This window comes from Pseudomonas sp. PSE14, assembly GCF_029203285.1.
Lineage (GTDB): Bacteria > Pseudomonadota > Gammaproteobacteria > Pseudomonadales > Pseudomonadaceae > Pseudomonas.
The window spans coordinates 5,787,743-5,809,007 of record NZ_CP115669.1 but is presented as its reverse complement, the minus strand read 5'-3'; the positions used below and the strand labels follow the sequence as shown (position 1 = coordinate 5,809,007).

The window sequence follows — 21,265 nt, the reverse complement described above, 5'->3', positions numbered from 1 at the left end:
AAGCATTCGGCCAAGGGACTAAACTGCGGCCCTCACGAAATGCGAGGATGCCATGAACCGCTCCCTGACTCTGCTTTCCGCCCTGCTGCTCACCGCGACGCTGCAGGGCTGTGGTGACGACAGCAAACCCGCCAAGGCCGAGGCTCCCGAAGCCGCCAGTGCCGCCGCAGCCACCCCGGCCGGCGACAGCTGCACCGGCCACGTGCTGGAAAAGGCGCTGCCGCCGACCAAGGCCGTCTACGGCTATCCCTATCTGTCCCGCGAGTGCGGCTACGACGACGCCACCATCGTCTACGGCAAGGCCGACGGCAGCCAGCACCTGGTCGTGACCCTCACCGACACCGGCCTGCCGGCGCCGGGCGCCGACCAGCAGGGCGAGGCCGCCAAGCAGTACCTGGCCGCCCAGGCCAAGCTGCGCGACACCACCAGCAAGAACGTTTCGCTGCTCAACCAGGCGCGCCAGGCCGCGCTGCAGAACGGTACCGCCGCGCAGTTCGGCGGCGAGCAGTACCTGCCGGTGATCGACAGCACCCGCATGGGCGACCCGCTGGCCATCAGCGTGCCGGCGCCGGACGACAAGACCGGCGAGGCGACCCTCACCGGCCTGATCAAGGGCCGCTACGTGCTCAACATGAGCTCGCCGGACAAGCCCAACGGTGGCACCACCCAGGCCCTGCGCGAGCTGTTCGTGCCCATCTCCGAACAGATGGCGCTGACCAAGCTGCCCTGATCGACCGCACGGCCTCCCTTATTAGGGAGGCCACGCGCCCCCTCCGGTGGCGAGCGACTATCCGTTGCTACGCTGCTGTCAGACGTACAACGTTTTTCGAGGCCGCCCCATGACCGACAACTCCCAACAGTTCGCCAGCGACAACTATTCCGGCATCTGCCCCGAAGCCTGGGCCGCCATGGCCGAGGCCAATCGCGGCCACGAGCGCGCCTACGGCGACGATCAGTGGACCGCCCGCGCTTCCGACTACTTCCGCGAGCTGTTCGAGACCGACTGCGAGGTGTTCTTCGCCTTCAACGGCACCGCAGCCAACTCCCTGGCCCTGGCGTCCCTGTGCCAGAGCTACCACAGCGTGATCTGTGCCGAGACCGCCCACGTCGAGACCGACGAGTGCGGCGCGCCGGAGTTCTTCTCCAACGGCTCCAAGCTGCTGCTGGCGCGCACCGATGCCGAAGGCAAGCTGACCTCCGAGGCGATCCGCGAGATCGCCCTGAAACGTCAGGACATCCACTATCCCAAGGCGCGCGTGGTCACCATCACCCAGGCCACCGAGGTCGGCACCGTCTACCGCCCGGACGAGCTGCAGGCGCTCAGCGCCACCTGCCGCGAGCTGGGGCTGCACCTGCACATGGACGGCGCGCGCTTCTCCAATGCCTGCGCGTCGCTGGGGGCCACGCCCGCTGAGCTGACCTGGAAGTCCGGCGTCGAGGTGCTGTGCTTCGGCGGCACCAAGAACGGCATGGCGGTAGGCGAGGCCATCCTGTTCTTCAACCGCGAGCTGGCCGAAGGCTTCGACTACCGCTGCAAGCAGGCCGGCCAGCTGGCCTCGAAGATGCGCTTCCTCGCCGCGCCCTGGGTGGGCGTGCTGCAGGACGGCGCCTGGCTGCATTACGCCAATCACGCCAACCAGTGCGCGCGCTTGCTCGCCGAACGCGTGGCGGACGTGCCGGGCGTCAGCCTGATGTTCCCGGTGGAGGCCAACGGGGTCTTCCTGCAGATGTCCGAGCCGGCGCTGGAGGCTCTGCGCCAGTTGGGCTGGCGCTTCTACACCTTCATCGGCGCCGGTGGCGCGCGCTTCATGTGTTCCTGGGACACCGACATCGCCCGCGTCGAAGCGTTGGCTGCCGACATTCGAAGAGTGATGGGCGCCTGAGTTGTCCCCAGGCGCTGGGGACGGTTGCTCGCGCAACCTGTCCCCTTCCTGTGGATGAATGGCTGTAGGTCGCGGACGGCGTGGCGTGCAGGTTGTTGATCGAAATTTGAACGGCGTGGCTTTTCTGTAGGAGCGAGCTTGCTCGCGAACCGAATTCCGCCTGATCCTACGGTGTGAAGTGAAGCTACGGATGTTCGCGAGCAAGCTCGCTCCTACACGCCATCCTGCGGGCCTGCCAAAGACCGTTGTTCCTACACCCGCACCGCTGTCCCACTCACGCTGACCATCAGCATGCTGCCGTTCTGTCCCACCACCTCGTAATCCAGGTCGATGCCGACCACGGCGTTGGCGCCCAGCTCCTGTGCGCGCTCCCGCAGTTCCTCGAAGGCGATCTCTCGCGCCCGGCCCAGCTCCTTCTCGTAGGCGCCTGAGCGGCCGCCGATGATGTCGCGCAGGCCGGCGAACAGGTCGCGGAACACGTTGGCGCCGAGGATCGCCTCGCCGACCACGATGCCGTGGTATTCCTGGATGGTCTTGCCCTCGATGCCGGGCGTCGTGGTCAGGATCATGGGGATGACTCCTCTGCTGGGGGAAACCCAGCATAGTCCTGCACTCCCACGAAGGCCCCTGGCGCATTGTTTCGGCATTTCACCGAAAAACTGGGGGCAGCCTTGTGATAAAGCTGTGGAAAACTTCGTGGAAGGTTGCCGTTGCGTTTCGCCTTCATGAACGCGGCAGAGGCATCGGTAATTTTGCTGAAAGGCGCATGCTTCCGGGCTTTCAGAGGGATTCCAATGGACTGTGAAAATCTCCACAGGCGCTGTGGAGGCACGCTTGGCCAACCTGTGGAAAATCTGTTGGCGGGTGTCTGCAAGGCTGATGCACCGGGGCTTCGCTGGATCAGGTTGTTTTTTGATCAGTCACGCCTTTTCAGTCACTTGCGGGCCTGTGTATCGATTTGTTCGGAAATTCTGTGCACGAAGTTTCCACCGCTATCCCCGGTTTGTGTTGACCCTCCTGTGAGCCGCCTGTGGAAAACATCCTCGGCACCGCGTCCGGCGAGGCTTGCACAGCCTTGCTCGAATAATGATCAGCAATGGATGCAACTGACTGATCCACAGGTGCTTTTCCCCAACGGCGGGCTCTCCGCGAAACTTTCCACAATGCCTGTGGGGCGAATCTCGCAGAAGGTGTGGACAACCTGTACCCAGATCGCTGAAGGCCTCGCCGGGCGCGGCTCCGTTGTGTCAGGTCGTTTTTTGAACAATTGCCGTAAGTCCGATGGATTCTGGCTTTCGGCGATTTTTGCGGGATGTTTTCCACATTGGCTGTGCAGCGTTCTGCCGGGAAGGTGTGGGCGGGTTGTGGATGGATCGCTGTAGCGTCGATGGCTGCAGGCCTACGCCGGGCTGATCAATTTTCGTCCATGGGCGCCGGAGGTGACTGCCTATAATCCATGAACTGCGAAGCAGGAACCCTGGGGGCGGGAGATCAGCATGTCCAGTTACTCGGTGGAACAGATCCGCACGGTCGCCCTGGTCGGCCATGGCGACAGCGGCAAGACGCTGCTCGCGGAAGCGCTGCTGCAAGGCAGCGGTGCGATCACCAGCATGGGTTCGCTCGAGCGCGGCGACACCGCCTGCGACTCCGACCCCATGGAGCGCGATTACCATCACTCGCTGGCCGCCGCCCTGGTGCATTTCGAGCACGAAGGCGCGCACGTCCGCCTGATCGATACACCCGGCTATCCCGATTTCATCGGCCATGCGCTGCCCGCGCTGGCGGCGGTGGAGACCGCCCTGGTGGTGGTGAACGCGCAGAACGGCGTTGAGCTGACCACCCGGCGGATGATGGACTGGGCCGGCGAGCGGGGCCTGTGCCGGATGCTGGTGGTGAACAAGATCGATGCCGAGCGCGTCGACCTGCCGGGTCTGCTGGCGGACCTGCGCGAAGCCTTCGGCAAGGAAGTCCTGCCGCTGAACCTGCCCGCCGACGGCGGCACGCGGGTGGTGGACTGCTTCTTCGAGCCCGACGGCGAGGCCGACTTCTCCTCCGTGGCCGAGGCGCACCAGGCGCTGGTGGACCAGGTGGTGGAAGTCGACGAAGCGCTGATGGCGCATTACCTGGAGGAGGGCGAGGTGGCGCCCGAGGCGCTGCACGCTCCCTTCGAGCGGGCGCTGCGTGAGGGCCATCTGATCCCCCTGTGCTTCGTCTCGGCGCGCACCGGCGCGGGGATCGCGGAGCTGCTGAATGTGCTGGCGCGGCTGGCGCCCAACCCCGCCGAGGGCAACCCGCCGCTGTTCGTGCGCACAGACGACAGCGGCGACGTGGAGGATTTCCATTCCGCGCCGGACCCCAAGGGCCATGTCCTGGCCCATGTGTTCAAGGTGGTGATCGACCCCTTCGTCGGCCGCCTGGCGGTGTTCCGCGTGCACCAGGGCACGGTGCAGCGGGACATGCAGTTGTTCGCCGGCGACGGCCGCAAGTCGTTCAAGGTCGGCCACCTGCTGCGCCTGCAAGGCAAGAAGCATGAGGAGGTGCAGCACCTGATCCCCGGCGACTTCGGCGCTTTGACCAAGGTCGACGAGCTGGAGTACGGCGTGGTGCTGCACGACTCCCACGACGAGGACCATATCCGTCTCAAGCCGCTGAATTTCCCTACGCCCATGCAGGGCCTGGCGATCGAGGCGAGCCGCCGGGGCGACGAGCAGCGCCTGGCGGAGATTCTCCAGCGCCTGCAGGCCGAGGACCCTTGCGTTCGCCTGGACTACAACGCGTCCACCCAGGAAACCGTGCTGCGCGGCATGGGCGAGTTGCACCTGCGCTACCTGCTCGAACGCATGTCCGGCCAGTACAAGCTGGAGGTGCAGACCCGCGCGCCCAGCGTGCCCTACCGGGAAACCGCCACGCGCATGGCCGAGGGGCACAGCCGACACAAGAAGCAGACCGGCGGCGCCGGGCAGTTCGGCGAGGTGTTCCTGCGGGTGGAGCCGCTGCCGCGCGGCGGTGGCTTCGAGTTCATCGATGCGGTGAAGGGCGGGGTGATTCCCGGCCAGTTCATCCCCTCGGTAGAGAAGGGCGTGCGCTCGGCGCTGGCGGCGGGGCCGCTGGCGGGATTCCCGGTGGCCGATGTCAGGGTCACCGTCTACGACGGCAAGAGCCACTCGGTGGACTCCAAGGACATCGCCTTCCAGGCCGCCGGGCGCAAGGCGATGCTCGATGCGCTGCGCAACGCCGGCGGGATCGTCCTGGAGCCGGTGGTGAGCATCGAGGTGACGGCGCCCGATGCGCGCCTGGGCGACATCACCGCCGACCTGACGGGGCGGCGCGGCCAGGTAATGGGCACCGAGTCGCTGTCGACCCATGTCGCGCTGATCCGTGGCCAGGTGCCGTTGGCGGAGCTGGAGGGCTACGCCAACCGGCTCAAGTCGATCACCGCCGGACAGGGCCTCTATGACCTTTCGCCCAGCCACTACAGCGCTGTGCCGCAGGACGTGCAGCAGCGCCTGTCCAGCAGCTACAAGGCAGCGCCGGAAGAAGACTGAACGAATGTGGATAGTCGTCGCGGCCGGGGTGCGAAACGCACTCCGGTGCGCGCTTGCGCGCCGGTTCCGGGCGCGTCCGCGTACTTTGCCAAAGCCAGGTGGCATGCGGGTTGCAGACGGGATCGGGGCGGCCATCCGGCTCGGCCAGCGGCGTCTCCGACCTGATGGCAGGTCTGCGGATTCCTGTGGATAACTCAGTGGGTAACGTGTGCGGCGGGTGGGGGCAGGCTGTGATCAGATTTCGATCTTTCGTCGCCCGCAGGTCTCCGCTGGCAGCGCTGGGCCGCTTCGTCGGTGAGATTGCGCAGGGCGAGAGCGCTGGTGGCTGGCCAGGGGGTTGATTACCCTTGGGGTTTGCCAATGGAGTGGAAACGATCATGGATGAGCGGACGACGGAAAAGTCCCTCGGGCAACTGCTGCTGACGGCAGCGCTGGAGATCGCCTGGATCGGTGTCCTGGTCGCCCTCGGTGCTTTGCTGCCGCTGCCGTTGGTGGCCTTGGGCTGGTTCGCGTTGTTGGGTGCGGAATGGGCGATGGACCGCTGGCGTGGCAAGGTGCCGTACCGGCTGCAGCAGGCGCTGTTCTTCTGGGTGCTGGGCGGCGGTTTTGCGCTGAGCCGGGCATTGCCGGGGTTCTGGCTGGGGCTCGGGGGCGGCGTGGCGCTGATCGTCGCCTGCATGCTGGTGCAGATCCGCTTCGAGCGCGGGCTGCGCCTGGAGCGCCAGAAGCTCGAGCCGCTGGACGCACCGCTGCCGCCCGGCGTCAGTGCCTGGGGCGGCGACGCGCCGCAGTGCACGCCGGAGGGTGAACCGATCCGGGTGATCGATGGCGGCGAGATCGCCATGGGCGGCCCGGTTCTCTGCGATTACCTGATGCCCGACGGCTGTTTCATTCCCGACGGCAATCCCTCGGCGCGATTTTCCAGCGATGGCCGCCATTTCGTCTCGCCGATGCCGAGCCGGGGCGCCTGGGGGCTGTTGATCTTCGACCGCCGCGAGCTCCTGCTCTATCGCTGTGCGGTGAGCGATTTCTGGGAGCTGGACAGCGTTACCGAAGCCGAGGTGATCGGCCGCTGCAGCCCCCTGACCTCGAACGCTGCACGGCGTCTGGACCTGAATGCACTCAAGGCTGCCGCGGAGGCCGAGCCCTTCGTCGCCATTCGCGATCTCTGGCTGCCGCAGGCTGAGTGGCAGCGCTGGGCTACGGGCCGGCAGCCGCAGCTGCTGCCGACGCCGGCCAGCGGCCCGCGCCTGGAAAGCCGTCCCTGGCTGCCGGACAGCCTGCTGGCGCTGGACGATCCCTTCGCGCCGTTGCGCGCCGACCAGGCCGAGCTGTGGATAGACGGTGCAGCCAGCGGCCTGTACCTGGCCGGGGGCCAGCCGCCGATGGCCTGGCGTGACGACGGACAGGCACTGGTCTTCCCGGCCGCAGCCGAACCCCTTGGGCGCTTCCGCTATTGGTTGTGGCGGCGCGATGTGGGCGTGCAGCCGTTGGGCGAACCCTGGGGTTCGCTGTCTCGCGAACCCCATGCCGGTGCCCCCGAGCTGCTGACCCTGGAAGACGGCTGGGCACGCCTGGGCCTGGTGCTCAGCCAACCCTGCCTGTCGTACGAGCGCTACGGCAACCTGGGCTCATACAGCTACTCGACGCTGTTCCTGCTGCACGGCCATGGGACGGATGATCGGCCGTGCTGGGTCGAGTCCGAGATGCCGCGCCTGGAGATCCTGCTGCCCCTCGAAGGCCCGGCGGGAAGGCCCGGCTGCCTGCTGCAGAGCGCGCCGCTGGCCGACGGTCAGCGGGCGACCTGGGAATGGCGGCGCGACGACGCCGAGGCGGAGCGGGGCGCCTACGTGCTGCGGCTCGGCGACTGGCGGCTGGAGGGCGAATGGCTGATCGACCACCGGGTTTCCGATTGCGGCCGCTACCTGGCCCTGATCGCCTTCGCCGAGGCACCGACGCTGCCCCATAGGCTGGCCATCCTCGACTGCCGGGAGCGACGCCTGGCGTGGCTCGACGAGCCGTTGGCCGATCTGCACCTGCAAGGTTTCGTCGACGGCCAGGTGCATCTGCTGCGCCTGCTCGGGCGAAACCGCTACCAGCCGCCGAGCGGGCCGGGAGAGGGCGAACCGGGCCTGCTGCGGCGCTTCGACGAAGCCTTGCCCACGGCCCAGGCATGGCATGACTTCGGCCGCTGGCGGGACGACTGGCAGCTCTACTACGAGCAGGAGCGGGTGGGGTTCGATGGCCAGACCTGGCGGCGGCTACCCAAGGTGCGCTGGCTCGATGCGCCGCCACGCGTCTGGAGCGACGGCGGCTTCGTCCTGCCGGCGCCGGTCGCGGAGGATGCCGCCTGGGGCCTGGGCTTCGACTACGACAGCGTGCACCGGGACGAGGACGTGAAAGCCGGCTTCAGCCGCAATGGCTACCTGCTGACCGCGTCGGGTATCGGGGTGTCCAACCTGGCGGCGCCGATGATCTGGTCGGCCGATGGCCGCTACCTGGCGTTGACCCGGCATGTCGGGCGTCATGAGGAGAGCGGCCTGGAGGCGGATCAATGGCGCCTGCTGCTGCTCGATGTGCGGGAGCGCACCTTGCGCCGCTATCGCGATGACCTGGGGGAGTGGCCGCGCTTCGAAGCCTTCGACGCCGACCTGCAATTCCGCAGCGGTGGTGAAGGTCCGGTTGGAGCGAACGGCACGGGGCGCTACGCGCTTGCGCTGGATGCCTTGCTGAAGGCGCCCGCCGAGCCGTTGCAGGCTTGCGGCGGGCGCTGGTTGCCGGCGGAGGAGCTGCCGCGGCGGGATTACTGGGAGCGTCTGGTGTTCCCGACGCGGCCTCAGTACTCGATCACCACGTCGCCCTTGGGCACGCTGCAGCAGGACAGGATGTAGCCTTCGGCCACGTCTTCGTCGGTGATGCCGCCGTTGTGCTCCATGTCGACTTCGCCGGAGCGCTTCATCACCTTGCAGGTGCCGCAGATGCCCATGCCGCAGGCCTTGGGAATGTGCAGGCCGAGCTTGGCGGCGGCGGCGTGGACGGTCTCGCCCGGCGCCACGCGGATGCTCTTGCCGGTTTCGCAGAAGTCCACCTGGTGCAGGTCGGCGGCCGGGATTTCCGGTGCGTCGGCAGCTTCGGCAGCGAGCTCCTTCACCTCCTCGCGGACTTCCGGCGGGGTCGGGCCGAAGGCTTCCTCGTGGTAGCGTGACATGTCGAAGCCTTCGGCTTCGAGCAGGCGCTTTACCGCGTGCATGTAGGGCGTCGGGCCGCAGCAGAAGATCTCGCGTTCGAGGAAGTCCGGGGCCATCAGCTGCAGCATCGCCTTGTTCAGGTAGCCGCGGTAGCCGGCCCAGGTCTCGCCGATCTCGTACTTCTCGCAGATCAGGTGCAGCTTGAAGTTGTTGATCCGCGAGGTCATGTGGTCGAGCTCGCGGTGATAGATGATGTCCTTGGGCGTGCGCGCGCTGTGCACGAAGATCATGTCGACGTTGCCGTTGGTGTCGAAGAACCAGCGCGCCATGGACATCACCGGGGTGATGCCGACGCCGCCGGAAAGGTAGAGCACCTTGTCGGCCTGGAAGTCGATGGCGTTGAAGTTGCCCACCGGGCCGTGCACCGGCAGCACGTCGCCTTCCTTGAGGTTGTCGTGCAGCCAGTTGGAGACCTTGCCGCCCGGCACGCGCTTGATGGTGATGGAGAAGCTGTAGGGCACCGACGGCGAGCTGGAGATGGTGTAGGAGCGCATGATCGGCACACCGTCGATCTCCAGCTCCAGAGTGACGAACTGGCCGGGCTTGAAGAAGAACATCAGCGGCTGGTCGGCCGCGAAGCAGAAGGTGCGCACGTCCCAGGTTTCCTGGATGGCCTTGACGCAGCGCACCAGGTGGCGGCCGTTGGTCCAGGTCTGGGTGTTCACCGGATTGAGGAAGTTGTTCGTCGACATGCTGTCTCTCCGCGCACGCGGGCCTTCGTCGGCCTTGTAGGGGCAGCGCCGGGGCCGGTGCGCGTCGCCAGTGGGCGGCGGCTGAAGCACGGGCCTTTCGGCATGCCTGATGGAGCCGATTGTGTACACGGGCTGTCGCGCCCATTTACCTGCCAGCGACATTTGCATGCTTATCGCGACCTGCCGCCTGGCGTGCGGGCCTGCGCGTCGGAAACGGATGCGGTCGTGTCGCCCATGGATAAGGGTCATTCCGGGGCGCGGCCCCACACTCAGCCTCAGCCGAGCAACCCTTCACGGTTGTATGAGGACGACGGGCCAAGGCGCTCTCGGCGCGCCTGACACCTGTCGCCACTGCCCTGCGTGGCACACCGTATCAGCCACTTAATTTCCGCCGGCAGCCCAGGGGCTGCGGCATGAGGACCTACCGATGGACGTCACCACCAAGCTGAGTCTGGGCGATCCGCTGGAACCGGCCCGCAAGGCCACCGTCGAGATGCTGCAGACCCGCGACCACAGCTTCTCGCTGCCGCAGCCCTTCTATAACGACGAGCGCCTGTTCCAGATCGACATGCAGGAGATCTTCCACAAGGAGTGGCTGATCGCCGGCATGACCTGCGAGATCCCGGCCAAGGGCAACTTCCTGACCCTGCAGATCGGCGACAACCCGATCATCGTGCTGCGCGGCGCCGAAGGTAAGATCCATGCCTTCCATAACGTCTGCCGCCACCGTGGCTCGCGCCTGTGCGTCAGCGACAAGGGCAAGGTCGCCAAGCTGGTCTGCCCCTACCACCAGTGGACCTACGAGCTGGACGGCCGCCTGCTGTTCGCCGGTACCGAGATGGGTGCCGACTTCGACATGAAGGACTACAGCCTGAAACCGGTGAACGTGAAGACCGCCGGCGGCTACATCTTCATCTCCCTGGCCGAGAACCCGCCGGCCATCGACGACTTCCTGCGTACGCTCGAGCACTACATGGAGCCGTACGACATGGAGAACGCCAAGGTCGCGGTGCAGACCACCCTTCGCGAGAAGGCCAACTGGAAGCTGGTGATCGAGAACAACCGCGAGTGCTACCACTGCAACGGTTCGCACCCCGAGCTGCTGAAAACCCTGCTGGAGTGGGACGACGTGACCGACCCGCGCGCCAGCCAGGCGTTCAAGGATCAGGTCGCCGCCTGCACCAAGGCCTGGGACGAGGAGAAGATTCCGTACGCCCATGCCAGCTTCGGCCTGCGCAACCGCATCGTGCGCATGCCGCTGCTCGACGGCACCGTGTCCATGACCATGGACGGCAAGCCGGGCAGCAAGAAACTGATGGGCCGCATCAAGAACCCGGACCTGGGCTCCATGCGCATCCTGCACCTGCCGCATGCGTGGAACCACTGCATGGGCGACCACATGATCGTCTTCACCGTGTGGCCGATCAGCGCGCAGGAATCCGTGGTCACCACCAAGTGGCTGGTGCACAAGGATGCGGTGGAAGGCGAGGACTACGACGTGGCTCGCCTGCGTGAAGTCTGGGACGCCACCAACGACCAGGACCGTCGCCTGGCCGAAGAGAACCAGCGCGGCATCAACTCCACCGCCTACCAGCCGGGGCCGTACTCCAAGACCTACGAGTTCGGCGTGATCAACTTCCTCGACTGGTACAGCGAGCGCATGCTCAACAACCTGGGCGAGGAGTCCGCTCACGCCCGCCTGGTCGCTGGCGAGTAACCGTTCCATCCGGCGCCCCCTCTGCGGGGCGCCGTCGTTTCGGAGGATTCCACGTGGACGCAATGCTCTTCTATAGCAGCTCCGCCTTCGTCACCGGCCTGGTGGCGTGGAATATCTTTGCCTGCTGGCGCAAGCGCTGAAATTCATCGCGTGACACGCCGTTCGCTCTTCGTAGGAGCGAGCTTGCTCGCGAACCATCTGCCGCTCAGGGCTTGGTGCCGCCGTATCGCCCTATCCCTTCCTTTCAGGACGAGGGTGCCCTCGATTTCCCCGTCTTAGTCCGTACCGAAGCGTGTTCGCGAGCAAGCTCGCTCCTACAGGGTTCGGCACGCCTTTCGACGCTCCCGCAACGACACTTTCACCTCCGGCTTTTCCCGCTGCGACGCAAACGCTGTCGCCCATGTCGTGAGGTTGACGCTTTCGGTACGACCCTGGTCGTTTTCGAAGCGGGTCCCCTCCGGTGCCAGGGATATCCTGCCTCAAAGCGTCGGCACAAGTCCCGGCGTGCCAAGCCCGACAAGCCTTGCCTGACGAGAGAGACACCAAGATGAGCCCAGCCGAAATTCACGCCGACAGCATCGTCATCGATGGCCTGATCATCGCCAAGTGGAACCGCGAGCTGTTCGAGGACATGCGCAAGGGCGGCCTGACCGCTGCCAACTGCACCGTCTCGGTGTGGGAAGGCTTCCAGGCCACGGTGAACAACATCACCGCCAGCAACAAGCTGATCCGCGACAACAGCGACCTGGTCATCCCGGTGCGCAGCACCGCCGACATCCGCAAGGCCAAGGAGCTGGGCAAGACCGGCATCCTCTACGGCTTCCAGAACGCCCATGCGTTCGAGGACCAGATCGGCTACGTCGAGGTGTTCAAGCAGCTGGGCGTGGGCATCGTGCAGATGTGCTACAACACCCAGAACCTGGTCGGCACTGGCTGCTACGAGCGCGACGGCGGCCTCTCCGGCTTCGGTCGCGAGATCGTCGCGGAGATGAACCGCGTCGGCGTCATGTGCGACCTGTCCCACGTCGGCAGCAAGACTTCCGAGGAAGTCATCCTCGAATCCAAGAAGCCGGTCTGCTACTCCCACTGCCTGCCGTCGGGCCTGAAAGAGCACCCGCGCAACAAGTCCGACGAGGAACTGAAGTTCATCGCCGACCATGGCGGCTTCGTCGGCGTGACCATGTTCGCGCCCTTCCTCGCCAAGGGCATCGACTCGACCATCGACGATTACGCCGAGGCCATCGAGTACGTGATGAACATCGTGGGCGAAGACGCCATCGGCATCGGCACCGACTTCACCCAGGGCCACGGCCAGGACTTCTTCGAGTGGCTGACCCACGACAAGGGTTACGCCCGCCGCCTGACCAACTTCGGCAAGATCGTCAACCCGCTGGGCATCCGCACCGTGGGCGAATTCCCCAACCTCACCGAAACCCTGCTCAAGCGTGGCATGCCCGAGCGCGTGGTGCGCAAGGTCATGGGCGAGAACTGGGTACGGATCCTCGCCGACGTCTGGGGCGAGTAAGTCGCTTTTCCCCCTCTCCCTCCGGGAGAGGGCCCGGGGTGAGGGCTGCTGCGCTCACCCGTCATATCCCTCACCCCAACCCTCTCCCCTAGGGAGAGGGAGCCAAAAGAATCGGAGCTCTACCACCATGGCCAAACACGCCCCCGAACTGCCTATCGAAGTCGACAGCGAAACCGGCGTCTGGACCACCGACGCCCTGCCGATGCTCTACGTGCCGCGTCACTTCTTCGTCAACAACCACATGGGCATCGAGGAAGAGCTGGGCGCCGAGCGCTACGCCGAAATCCTTTACAAGGCCGGCTACAAGTCCGCCTGGCACTGGTGCGAGAAAGAAGCCGAGTGCCATGGCCTGGAAGGCGTCGCGGTCTTCGAGCACTACATGAAGCGCCTGTCCCAGCGTGGCTGGGGCCTGTTCCAGATCGAGAGCATCGACCTGGACAAGGGCACCGCCGAGGTCCGCCTGAAGCACTCCGCCTTCGTGTACGTGTACGGCAAGGTCAATCGCAAGGTCGATTACATGTTCACCGGCTGGTTCGCCGGCGCCATGGACCAGATCCTCCAGGCGCGCGGCAGCAACATTCGCACCGTCGCCGAGCAGGTCTACAGCGGCGCCGAGGAAGGCCATGACGACGGTCTGTTCGTCGTCAAGCCGCTCTGATCCCGACCGCTGACAAGAACCGGCAGAGGCGGCCCGAACGGGCCGCCACCACAACAAGAAACCTCTGATTCCGTGAGGATGCCGCAATGGCTTTCGAGGCAATGTTCCAGCCGATCCAGATCGGCAAACTGACCATCCGCAACCGCGTGCTCTCCACCGCTCACGCCGAGGTGTACGCCACCGACGGCGGCATGACCACCGAGCGCTACGTGAAGTACTACGAGGAGAAGGCCAAGGGCGGCATCGGCCTGGCCATCTGCGGCGGTTCTTCGGTGGTCGCCATCGACAGCCCGCAGGAATGGTGGAGCTCGGTGAACCTCTCCACCGACCGCATCATCCCGCACTTCCAGAACCTGGCCGACGCCATGCACAAGCATGGGGCCAAGATCATGATCCAGATTACCCACATGGGCCGCCGCTCGCGCTGGGACGGCTTCAACTGGCCGACCCTGATGTCGCCCTCGGGCATCCGCGAACCCGTGCACCGCGCCACCTGCAAGACCATCGAGCCGGAAGAGATCTGGCGCGTGATCGGCAACTACGCCCAGGCGGCACGCCGGGCGAAGGAAGGCGGCCTGGACGGCGTCGAGCTGTCCGCCGTGCACCAGCACATGATCGACCAGTTCTGGAGCCCGCGCGTCAACAAGCGTACCGACGAGTGGGGCGGCACCTTCGAGGGCCGCATGAAATTCGGCCTGGAAGTGCTCAAGGCCGTGCGCAAGGAAGTCGGCGACGACTTCTGCGTCGGCATGCGCATCTGCGGTGACGAGTTCCACCCGGACGGCCTCACCCACGACGACATGAAGCAGATCGCCAAGTACTACAGCGACACCGGCATGATCGACTTCATCGGCGTGGTCGGCTCGGGTTGCGATACCCACAACACCCTGGCCAACGTCATCCCGAACATGACCTACCCGCCGGAGCCCTTCCTGCACCTGGCCGCCGGCATCAAGGAAGTGGTCAACGTGCCGGTACTGCACGCGCAGAACATCAAGGACCCGAACCAGGCCACCCGCATCCTCGAAGGCGGCTACGTGGACATGGTCGGCATGACCCGCGCGCACATCGCCGACCCGCACCTGATCGCCAAGATCAAGATGGGTCAGGTCGACCAGATCAAGCAGTGCGTCGGCGCCAACTACTGCATCGACCGCCAGTACCAGGGCCTGGATGTGCTGTGCATCCAGAACGCCGCCACCTCCCGTGAATACATGGGCGTACCGCACATCATCGAGAAGACCACCGGCGTGAAGCGCAAGGTGGTGGTCGTCGGTGGCGGCCCGGCCGGCATGGAAGCGGCGCGCGTCGCCGCCGAGCGTGGCCATGACGTGACCCTGTTCGAGAAGAAGGACCAGCTGGGCGGGCAGATCACCACCGCCTCCAAGGCCCCGCAGCGCGACCAGATCGCCGGCATCACCCGCTGGTACCAGCTGGAGCTGGCACGCCTGAACGTCGACCTGCGCCTGGGTACCGGTGCAGATGCCGACACCATCCTGGACCTGCGCCCCGACGTGGTGGTGCTGGCCAACGGCGGCCATCCGTTCCTCGAGCAGAACGAACACTGGGGCGCCGCCGAAGGGCTGGTGGTCAGCAGCTGGGACATCCTCGATGGCAAGGTCGCGCCGGGCAAGAACGTGCTGGTCTACGACACCATCTGCGAGTTCAGCGGCATGTCGGTGGCCGACTTCCTGGCCGACAAGGGCGCCCAGGTCGAGATCGTCACCGACGACATCAAGCCGGGCGTGGCCATCGGCGGCACCACCTTCCCGACCTACTACCGCAGCATGTACCCCAAGGAAGTGATCATGACCGGGGACCTGATGCTGGAGAAGGTCTACCGCGAGGGCGACAAGCTGGTGGCGGTGCTGGAGAACGAATACACCGGCGCGAAAGAGGAGCGGGTGGTCGACCAGATCGTCGTGGAGAACGGCGTGCGTCCGGACGAGAGCCTGTACTACGCGCTCAAGCAGGGCTCGCGCAACAAGGGCCAGATCGACGTCGAGGCGTTGTTCGCGATCAAGCCGCAGCCGTGCCTGTCCGAACCGGGCGAAGGCTACCTGCTGTTCCGCATCGGCGACTGCGTGGCCCAGCGCAACACCCACGCCGCGATCTATGACGCGCTGCGTCTGTGCAAGGACTTCTGATTCAGGCCCGCTAAGGACCTCCGGTTGGCTCGGATAGCTCCCTCTCCCGCTTGCGGGAGAGGGCGGGGGGAGAGGGTGTTTCAGGCCATGCGCAGTGCCGGCTCGAGCGCCCTCTCCCTAACCCTCTCCCTGAAGGGAGAGGGGACTGCTCCGGAGTCCCCATTTCGGTCCCTGCGAGGAGACCAATGACAATGCTCAACATCATCCTCCCCATCCTGCTCTTCGCCGCCCTCGGCCTCGCCGTGCTGGGCGCCGTGAAGCGCTTCGCGATGTGGCGCCGTGGCCGACCCGCCCAGGTCGACTGGATCGGCGGCCTGCTGAAAATGCCGCGCCGCTACCTGGTGGACCTGCACCACGTGGTCGAGCGCGACAAGTACATGTCCAAGACCCACGTGGCCACTGCCGGCGGCTTCGTGCTCGCCGCGCTGCTGGCCATCCTCGTGCACGGCTTCGGCCTGCACAGCCGCATCCTCGGCTTCGCGCTGCTGGCGGCCACCGCGCTGATGTTCACCGGCGCGCTGTTCGTCGCCAAGCGCCGTCTCGACCCGCCGTCGCGCCTGTCGAAAGGCCCGTGGATGCGCCTGCCGAAAAGCCTGCTGATGTTCTCGGCGAGCTTCTTCATTGCCACCCTGCCGGTGGCCGGCATCCTGCCGGAAGGTTTCGGCGGCTGGTTCCTGGCTGCGATCCTCGCCATTGGCGTGGCCTGGGGCGTGTCCGAGCTGTTCTTCGGCATGACCTGGGGCGGCCCGATGAAGCACGCCTTCGCCGGTGCCCTGCACCTGGCCTGGCACCGCCGTTCCGAGCGCTTCGGTGGCGGCCGTTCCACTGGCTTGAAGCCGCTGGACCTGGCCGACCCCATGGCGCCGCTGGGCGTGGAAAAGCCCACTGACTTCACCTGGAACCAGCTGCTGGGCTTCGACGCCTGCGTGCAGTGCGGTAAGTGCGAGGCCATGTGCCCGGCCTTCGCCGCCGGCCAGCCGCTGAACCCGAAGAAACTCATCCAGGACATGGTCATCGGCCTGGCCGGTGGCAATGACGCCAACTTCGCAGGCTCTCCGTATCCGGGCAAGCCGCTGGGCGAACACAGCGGCGGTCCGCACCAGCCGATCGTCGCGCTGGACGGCAAGGCCCTGGTGGACGCCGAGACCCTCTGGTCCTGTACCACCTGCCGCGCCTGCGTCGAGGAGTGCCCGATGATGATCGAGCACGTCGATGCCATCGTCGACATGCGCCGTCACCTCACCCTGGAAAAAGGTGCGACCCCGAACAAGGGCGCCGAGGTGCTGGAAAACCTCATCGCCACCGACAACCCCGGCGGCTTCGCCCCCGGCGGCCGGCTGAACTGGGCGGCGGACCTGAACCTGCCGCTGATGAGCGACAAGCAGCAGGCCGACGTGCTGTTCTGGGTCGGCGACGGTGCCTTCGACATGCGCAACCAGCGCACCCTGCGCGCCTTCGTGAAGATCCTCAAGGCCGCCAACGTCGACTTCGCCGTGCTCGGCCTGGAAGAGCGCGACAGCGGTGACGTGGCCCGTCGCCTGGGCGATGAAGCCACCTTCCAGACCCTGGCCAAGCGCAACATCGCCACCCTGGCCAAGTACCGCTTCAAGCGCATCGTCAGCTGCGACCCGCACAGCTTCCACGTGCTGAAGAACGAGTACGGCGCGCTGGGCGGCAACTACCAGGTGCTGCACCACACCACCTTCATCGACGAACTGGTGCAGAAGGGTTCGCTGAACCTCGGCCAGAGCAAGGCCGACAGTGTGACCTACCACGACCCGTGCTACCTCGGCCGCTACAACGGCGAGTACGAAGCCCCGCGCAACGTGCTCAAGGCCATCGGCATCCAGGTCAAGGAAATGGAACGCTCAGGCTTCCGCTCGCGCTGCTGCGGCGGTGGCGGCGGCGCTCCGATCACCGACATCCCCGGCAAGCAGCGGATTCCCGACATGCGCATGGTCGACATCAAGGAAACCGGCGCCGAGCTGGTGGCCGTAGGCTGCCCGCAGTGCACCGCGATGCTCGAAGGCGTGGTCGCCCCGCGCCCGGAGATCAAGGACGTTGCCGAACTGGTCGCCGAGGTCCTCATCGAGGCCACCGAGGTGGCGGCAAAAAAGCCGTCGCTGGCCAAGCGTGACGAAATGGCGGAGGTGCATTGATGACTCTCCAGACTCGTACGCTGCACGAACCTGTAGGAGCGAGCTTGCTCGCGAACCGCCCCAACTTCGGTGCTGATCCGTTCGCGAGCGAGCTCGCTCCTACGAAAAGCACTTTCGCGCTGGAGGTCCTCGCATGAGCGACATCATCCGCCGCGATCCCCGCGCCGAGTGGATCGCCCGCAACCGCCTGCATCCGCTGCACGCGGCCATGCAGTCCGCCCAGGGTGGCGAGAGCCGCTGGATGGGCCCCAATGGCGTGCTCCGCAAGAACCCCCACGCGGTCGGCTTCATCGGGCCCAACGGCATCAAGCGCATCGACCGCTCCGGTGGCCAGCAGGGCACCGGCGGCAAGCGCAGCAGCGCGCCGGAAGTGGTGCAACTGCCGCTGGTGACCATCGAGCAACCGGCCTTCCTGATCGCCGTGGTGCCGGACATGGTCGGCGGTCGCCTCTCCAGTCACGACCGCGACCTGCTGGGCCTGGCCCGCAAGCTCGCCGGCAGCGACGGCGCGGTGCTGGCCGTGGTGTTCGGCGAGCACAAGGAAACCGCCTTCGACACCGCTGGCGTCGACCGCCTGCTGCAGATCGAAGGCAGCGAATACGACGGCTACGCCCCGGAGCAACGGGTGCTGGCGCTGCGCTCGGCGAACAGCCAGTTCGCCCCGCGCCACTGGCTGCTGCCCGACAGCCGCACCGGTGGCGGCGAACTCGGCCGGCGCCTGGCGGCGAGCCTGGGCGAGCGCCCGGCGACCCGCGTCTGGCAGGCCGAGGGCGAGCGCTGCGTCGGCCGCGCCGGCGCCGGCCAGCAGGACCTGCACCGTGATCTGCCGCGCCTGATCCTGGCGGCCGCCGAGTGCGCCGAACCGGTCAGCGAGACCCGCCATGAAGCGCGCGCCGTCGAACTGGACAGCAACGTCGCCCGCAACCTCCCGCGCATCGAGGACCTTGGCCCGGTGGCCGTGGACCCGGCGCAGATTCCCATGGCCGAAGCGGAGTTCATCCTCTCCGGCGGCAACGGCATCAAGGACTGGGACCTGTTCCACCGCGCCGCCGTGGCCCTCGGCGCCACCGAAGGCGCTTCCCGCGTGGCGGTGGACGACGGCCACATGCCGCGTGCCCGCCAGGTCGGCGCCACTGGTACCTGGGTCACCGCGCGGGTCTATCTCGCGGTGGGCATCTCCGGGGCGATCCAGCACCTGCAGGGCATCGGCTCCTGCGACAAGGTGGTGGCGATCAACATGGACCCGGGCTGCGACATGATCAAACGTGCCGACCTCTCGGTGATCGGCGATTCCACCGCGATCCTCAAGGCGCTGATCGAGCTGGCAGAGGCCTATCGCAATGGAGCGGCGCGTGATGCGGCTTAAAGGCTTCTGGTGTGCAGGATTGCATCGGCTTGGTCGCCGCACCGAGCGCTCGGCCGGGCTTCACCCTCTTCCCTTGGGAGAGGGCCGGGGTGAGGGTGCTCTTGCCCTGGACCATCTTCCCGTGAGTGACGCGCTGCGCCACTCGCTTTTCGAGGTTGCGTTATGAACGACCTGAACATCGTCACCCTGGTCTCCATCGGCGCCCACCCGGCGTCCGGCCGCGCGCGTCGCGCCGAGCAGGATGCCCGCGCGGTGGAGCTGGGCCTGCGCCTGGCCGGCAAGCGCCTGCGTGTGGTGCACGCCGGCAACGCCGAGGAAGAAGCGCTGCGCGGCTACCTGGGCATGGGCCTGGACGAGCTGGCGGTGCTGGAACAACCCGCCGGTGCCGACGCCCTGCCGCCGCTGGCGGCATACCTGGCGGACAGCGACGCCCAGCTGGTGCTCACCGGCACCCAGGCGGAAACCGGGGAAGGCTCCGGCATGCTGCCCTTCCTGCTCGCCGAGCGCCTGGGCTGGCCGCTGGTGGTGGGGCTGGCGGAAGTGGAAAAGGTGGAGAACGGCAGCGCCCAGGTACTGCAGGCCTTGCCGCGCGGCCAGCGCCGCCGGCTGAAGGTGCGCCTGCCCTTCGTTGCCAGCGTCGACAACGCCGCTCCGGTCGCCCGGCAAAGCGCCTTCGGCCCGGCCCGGCGCGGCTACCTGGAAGCGTCCGAGGTGGAAGTGGTGGACGATCCGCTGCTGGCCGAGGGCAACCTGCAACCCGCGCGCCCGCGTCCCAAGCGCCTGAAAGTGATCAAGGCCAAGACCGGCGCCGAACGGATGAAGGCCGCCACTGCCAAGGCTTCCGGCGGCACCGGCCAGGTGCTCAAGGACCTGTCGCCCGAGGCGGGCGCCGAGGCGATCTTCAAGCTGCTGCGCGAGGAAGGCGTGATTCGCGTCTGACCGAGCTGAACTGCTCTTCGTAGGAGCGAGCTTGCTCGCGAACCCGCCCGGCTGAGGTGTGGCCGGCAAACACTGTTCGCGAGCAAGCTCGCTCCTACAAAATCGCGCCTCTGCCTTCCTGGTAATTTCCGTAGAAGCGGACTTGGCCCGCGATTTTCCGGTCCAACCCCCGGTGGCGGCAGGAAATTATTGAAACCACAAGAAAAAGCGTCTCTAAGCCATTGAATTGACAGCATACGGCTTGTCCGAAGATCGCCGTTTTCGCTGGCCCCGCGGCGCCCCTTTCTTTATCCTCCGCACCCTTTGAAAGGCTTTGCGGAGGCTCCCATGCTTGATTCCACCCTCGAACAACTTGAACAGCTGGTCGCCGAACTGCTGCAGCAGAACGAAGTGCTGGTGCAGGACAACGCCGCCGTGCGCGAAGAGCTGCTCAAGGCCCGTGAGGAAAACGACAGCCTGCAACTGTCGCTCATGGAGCAGGAAGAGAAGCACAACGCGACCGCCACCCGCCTGCAGGCGCTGATCCGCCGCGTCAGCGACAGCCGCGCCCACGCATGAGTGGCGACGGCGTCCGCGTCCTGCGCATCCTCGGACGCGAATACAGCGTCCGTGCGCCGGCCGGTGAAGAGCGCCGGCTGCAGGATGCGGCCGCGCTGTTGCAGGCGGAGATTGCCGCCAGCAAGAAGAAATTCCCCTACGTCACCAGCAATGAATTGATGGTGCTCTCCGCGCTCAACCTCTGCGCCCGCCAGCTTGGCGACGAGGTCCCGGAGCGTGACGATGCGGACGCCGTGGAGCGTATCGCCGCCCTCAACCGCCGGATTCTCGATCACCTGCAGCGGCAGGATTGATTCCCAGCGCGTCCATTTCGAGCCGGCCCTTACGGAACCATGGCTGCGATGCTCTTCGCAGGGCGTATAGCGCTCCGCGTTATACGCCGGTCGGCCTTGATCTCACGGCACTCCGAACTCAGCCCGGCACCGATGACGAATCGCGGTGTATCGGCGTATAACCGCGAACGGTTATACGCCCTGCGTCGCTGCCGCCTTGCCCGGCTTTCCCCTCACCCCAGCCCTCTCCCGGAGGGAGAGGGGGCAGGTCGTGCCGGCTGACGCCATGGTTTCATCCTGCTCCGAACGGTCCCCTCTCCCCCTGGGAGAGGGTTAGGGTGAGGGCCGACCCGCGCGCAGAACCATTGCGTAGGAGCCGACTTCGTCCGCGATGTTTTTGGCGTGCCCGAATCACAGGCAAAAAAAGGGGACACCGGGGTAAGCGGTGTCCCTTCTAAAGGAGAGTGGGCCCAAAGGCCCCTCAACCGGTGAGACGTGGCGCTCCGGGTAAACCCGCAGCGCCGGGTATAAAAGAAGGGACCGGGGGTAACCAATC

General features: G+C 66.3%; 15 protein-coding genes. 13 read left to right on the top strand and 2 right to left on the bottom strand.

The window, feature by feature from the left end; genetic code table 11:
• Positions 1-52: 52 nt before the first annotated feature.
• Positions 53-730: a hypothetical protein gene (locus tag O6P39_RS26560; protein WP_275609322.1), complete on the top strand. Its 678-nt coding sequence runs from the start codon at positions 53-55 to the stop codon at positions 728-730.
• 109 nt (positions 731-839) lie between these two features.
• Positions 840-1,883, top strand: coding sequence for a low specificity L-threonine aldolase (locus O6P39_RS26555; RefSeq protein ID WP_275609321.1), 1,044 nt, complete (start codon positions 840-842; stop codon positions 1,881-1,883).
• Between the two features lie 251 nt (positions 1,884-2,134).
• On the opposite strand, the gene O6P39_RS26550 is transcribed toward O6P39_RS26555, so the two are convergent.
• A complete protein-coding gene (locus tag O6P39_RS26550; RefSeq protein ID WP_275609320.1) occupies positions 2,135-2,452 on the bottom strand; it encodes a heavy metal-binding domain-containing protein in 318 nt (105 codons plus the stop codon).
• 927 nt (positions 2,453-3,379) lie between these two features.
• Here O6P39_RS26550 and fusA point away from each other — a divergent pair.
• On the top strand, positions 3,380-5,428 hold the full coding sequence (gene fusA, locus O6P39_RS26545; RefSeq protein ID WP_275609319.1) for an elongation factor G: 2,049 nt from the start codon (positions 3,380-3,382) through the stop codon (positions 5,426-5,428).
• 377 nt (positions 5,429-5,805) lie between these two features.
• Positions 5,806-8,319 (top strand): ferredoxin, encoded by a 2,514-nt coding sequence (locus tag O6P39_RS26540; protein WP_345774665.1) that lies wholly within the window; start codon positions 5,806-5,808, stop codon positions 8,317-8,319.
• Here the strand turns inward: O6P39_RS26540 and gbcB are convergent.
• A complete protein-coding gene (gbcB, locus tag O6P39_RS26535) occupies positions 8,265-9,368 on the bottom strand; it encodes a glycine-betaine demethylase subunit GbcB (protein ID WP_275609318.1) in 1,104 nt (367 codons plus the stop codon). The genes O6P39_RS26540 and gbcB overlap by 55 nt on opposite strands.
• 427 nt (positions 9,369-9,795) lie before the next feature.
• Between gbcB and gbcA the strand changes: the two genes are divergently transcribed.
• The 9 genes from gbcA to O6P39_RS26490 all read left to right on the top strand — a co-directional run bounded on the left by gbcA (position 9,796) and on the right by O6P39_RS26490 (position 20,730).
• Positions 9,796-11,085 (top strand): glycine-betaine demethylase subunit GbcA, encoded by a 1,290-nt coding sequence (gene gbcA / locus O6P39_RS26530; RefSeq protein WP_207888184.1) that lies wholly within the window; start codon positions 9,796-9,798, stop codon positions 11,083-11,085.
• 547 nt (positions 11,086-11,632) lie between these two features.
• Complete coding sequence (locus O6P39_RS26525; protein ID WP_275609317.1) at positions 11,633-12,610, top strand: dipeptidase; 978 nt, start codon at positions 11,633-11,635, stop codon at positions 12,608-12,610.
• Between the two features lie 127 nt (positions 12,611-12,737).
• A complete protein-coding gene (locus tag O6P39_RS26520) occupies positions 12,738-13,268 on the top strand; it encodes a 4-vinyl reductase (protein WP_275609316.1) in 531 nt (176 codons plus the stop codon).
• A gap of 86 nt (positions 13,269-13,354) precedes the next feature.
• Positions 13,355-15,415 carry a dimethylglycine demethylation protein DgcA gene (gene dgcA, locus O6P39_RS26515; protein WP_275609315.1) on the top strand — a complete coding sequence of 687 codons (2,061 nt, stop codon included), beginning with the start codon at positions 13,355-13,357 and terminating at the stop codon, positions 15,413-15,415.
• Between the two features lie 191 nt (positions 15,416-15,606).
• Positions 15,607-17,574 carry a dimethylglycine demethylation protein DgcB gene (dgcB, locus tag O6P39_RS26510; RefSeq protein ID WP_275612037.1) on the top strand — a complete coding sequence of 656 codons (1,968 nt, stop codon included), beginning with the start codon at positions 15,607-15,609 and terminating at the stop codon, positions 17,572-17,574.
• Between the two features lie 133 nt (positions 17,575-17,707).
• Complete coding sequence (locus O6P39_RS26505) at positions 17,708-18,940, top strand: electron transfer flavoprotein subunit alpha/FixB family protein (RefSeq protein ID WP_275609314.1); 1,233 nt, start codon at positions 17,708-17,710, stop codon at positions 18,938-18,940.
• A 162-nt stretch (positions 18,941-19,102) separates the two neighbouring features.
• Positions 19,103-19,879: an electron transfer flavoprotein subunit beta gene (locus O6P39_RS26500; protein ID WP_275609313.1), complete on the top strand. Its 777-nt coding sequence runs from the start codon at positions 19,103-19,105 to the stop codon at positions 19,877-19,879.
• Positions 19,880-20,206: 327 nt separating this feature from the next.
• Positions 20,207-20,437: a hypothetical protein gene (locus tag O6P39_RS26495; RefSeq protein WP_138213642.1), complete on the top strand. Its 231-nt coding sequence runs from the start codon at positions 20,207-20,209 to the stop codon at positions 20,435-20,437.
• Positions 20,434-20,730 (top strand): cell division protein ZapA, encoded by a 297-nt coding sequence (locus O6P39_RS26490; protein ID WP_275609312.1) that lies wholly within the window; start codon positions 20,434-20,436, stop codon positions 20,728-20,730. The genes O6P39_RS26495 and O6P39_RS26490 overlap by 4 nt, the downstream gene beginning before the upstream one ends.
• Positions 20,731-21,265: the final 535 nt, after the last annotated feature.

Excerpts from the sequence above, each read along its gene's own strand:
- O6P39_RS26560 (WP_275609322.1), top strand. The coding sequence starts at position 53 with ATGAACCGCTCCCTGACTCTGCTTTCCGCCCTGCTGCTCACCGCGACG.
- O6P39_RS26555 (WP_275609321.1), top strand. The coding sequence starts at position 840 with ATGACCGACAACTCCCAACAGTTCGCCAGCGACAACTATTCCGGCATC.
- O6P39_RS26550 (WP_275609320.1), bottom strand. The coding sequence starts at position 2,452 with ATGATCCTGACCACGACGCCCGGCATCGAGGGCAAGACCATCCAGGAA.
- fusA (WP_275609319.1), top strand. The coding sequence starts at position 3,380 with ATGTCCAGTTACTCGGTGGAACAGATCCGCACGGTCGCCCTGGTCGGC.
- O6P39_RS26540 (WP_345774665.1), top strand. The coding sequence starts at position 5,806 with ATGGATGAGCGGACGACGGAAAAGTCCCTCGGGCAACTGCTGCTGACG.
- gbcB (WP_275609318.1), bottom strand. The coding sequence starts at position 9,368 with ATGTCGACGAACAACTTCCTCAATCCGGTGAACACCCAGACCTGGACC.
- gbcA (WP_207888184.1), top strand. The coding sequence starts at position 9,796 with ATGGACGTCACCACCAAGCTGAGTCTGGGCGATCCGCTGGAACCGGCC.
- O6P39_RS26525 (WP_275609317.1), top strand. The coding sequence starts at position 11,633 with ATGAGCCCAGCCGAAATTCACGCCGACAGCATCGTCATCGATGGCCTG.
- O6P39_RS26520 (WP_275609316.1), top strand. The coding sequence starts at position 12,738 with ATGGCCAAACACGCCCCCGAACTGCCTATCGAAGTCGACAGCGAAACC.
- dgcA (WP_275609315.1), top strand. The coding sequence starts at position 13,355 with ATGGCTTTCGAGGCAATGTTCCAGCCGATCCAGATCGGCAAACTGACC.
- dgcB (WP_275612037.1), top strand. The coding sequence starts at position 15,607 with ATGCTCAACATCATCCTCCCCATCCTGCTCTTCGCCGCCCTCGGCCTC.
- O6P39_RS26505 (WP_275609314.1), top strand. The coding sequence starts at position 17,708 with ATGAGCGACATCATCCGCCGCGATCCCCGCGCCGAGTGGATCGCCCGC.
- O6P39_RS26500 (WP_275609313.1), top strand. The coding sequence starts at position 19,103 with ATGAACGACCTGAACATCGTCACCCTGGTCTCCATCGGCGCCCACCCG.
- O6P39_RS26495 (WP_138213642.1), top strand. The coding sequence starts at position 20,207 with ATGCTTGATTCCACCCTCGAACAACTTGAACAGCTGGTCGCCGAACTG.
- O6P39_RS26490 (WP_275609312.1), top strand. The coding sequence starts at position 20,434 with ATGAGTGGCGACGGCGTCCGCGTCCTGCGCATCCTCGGACGCGAATAC.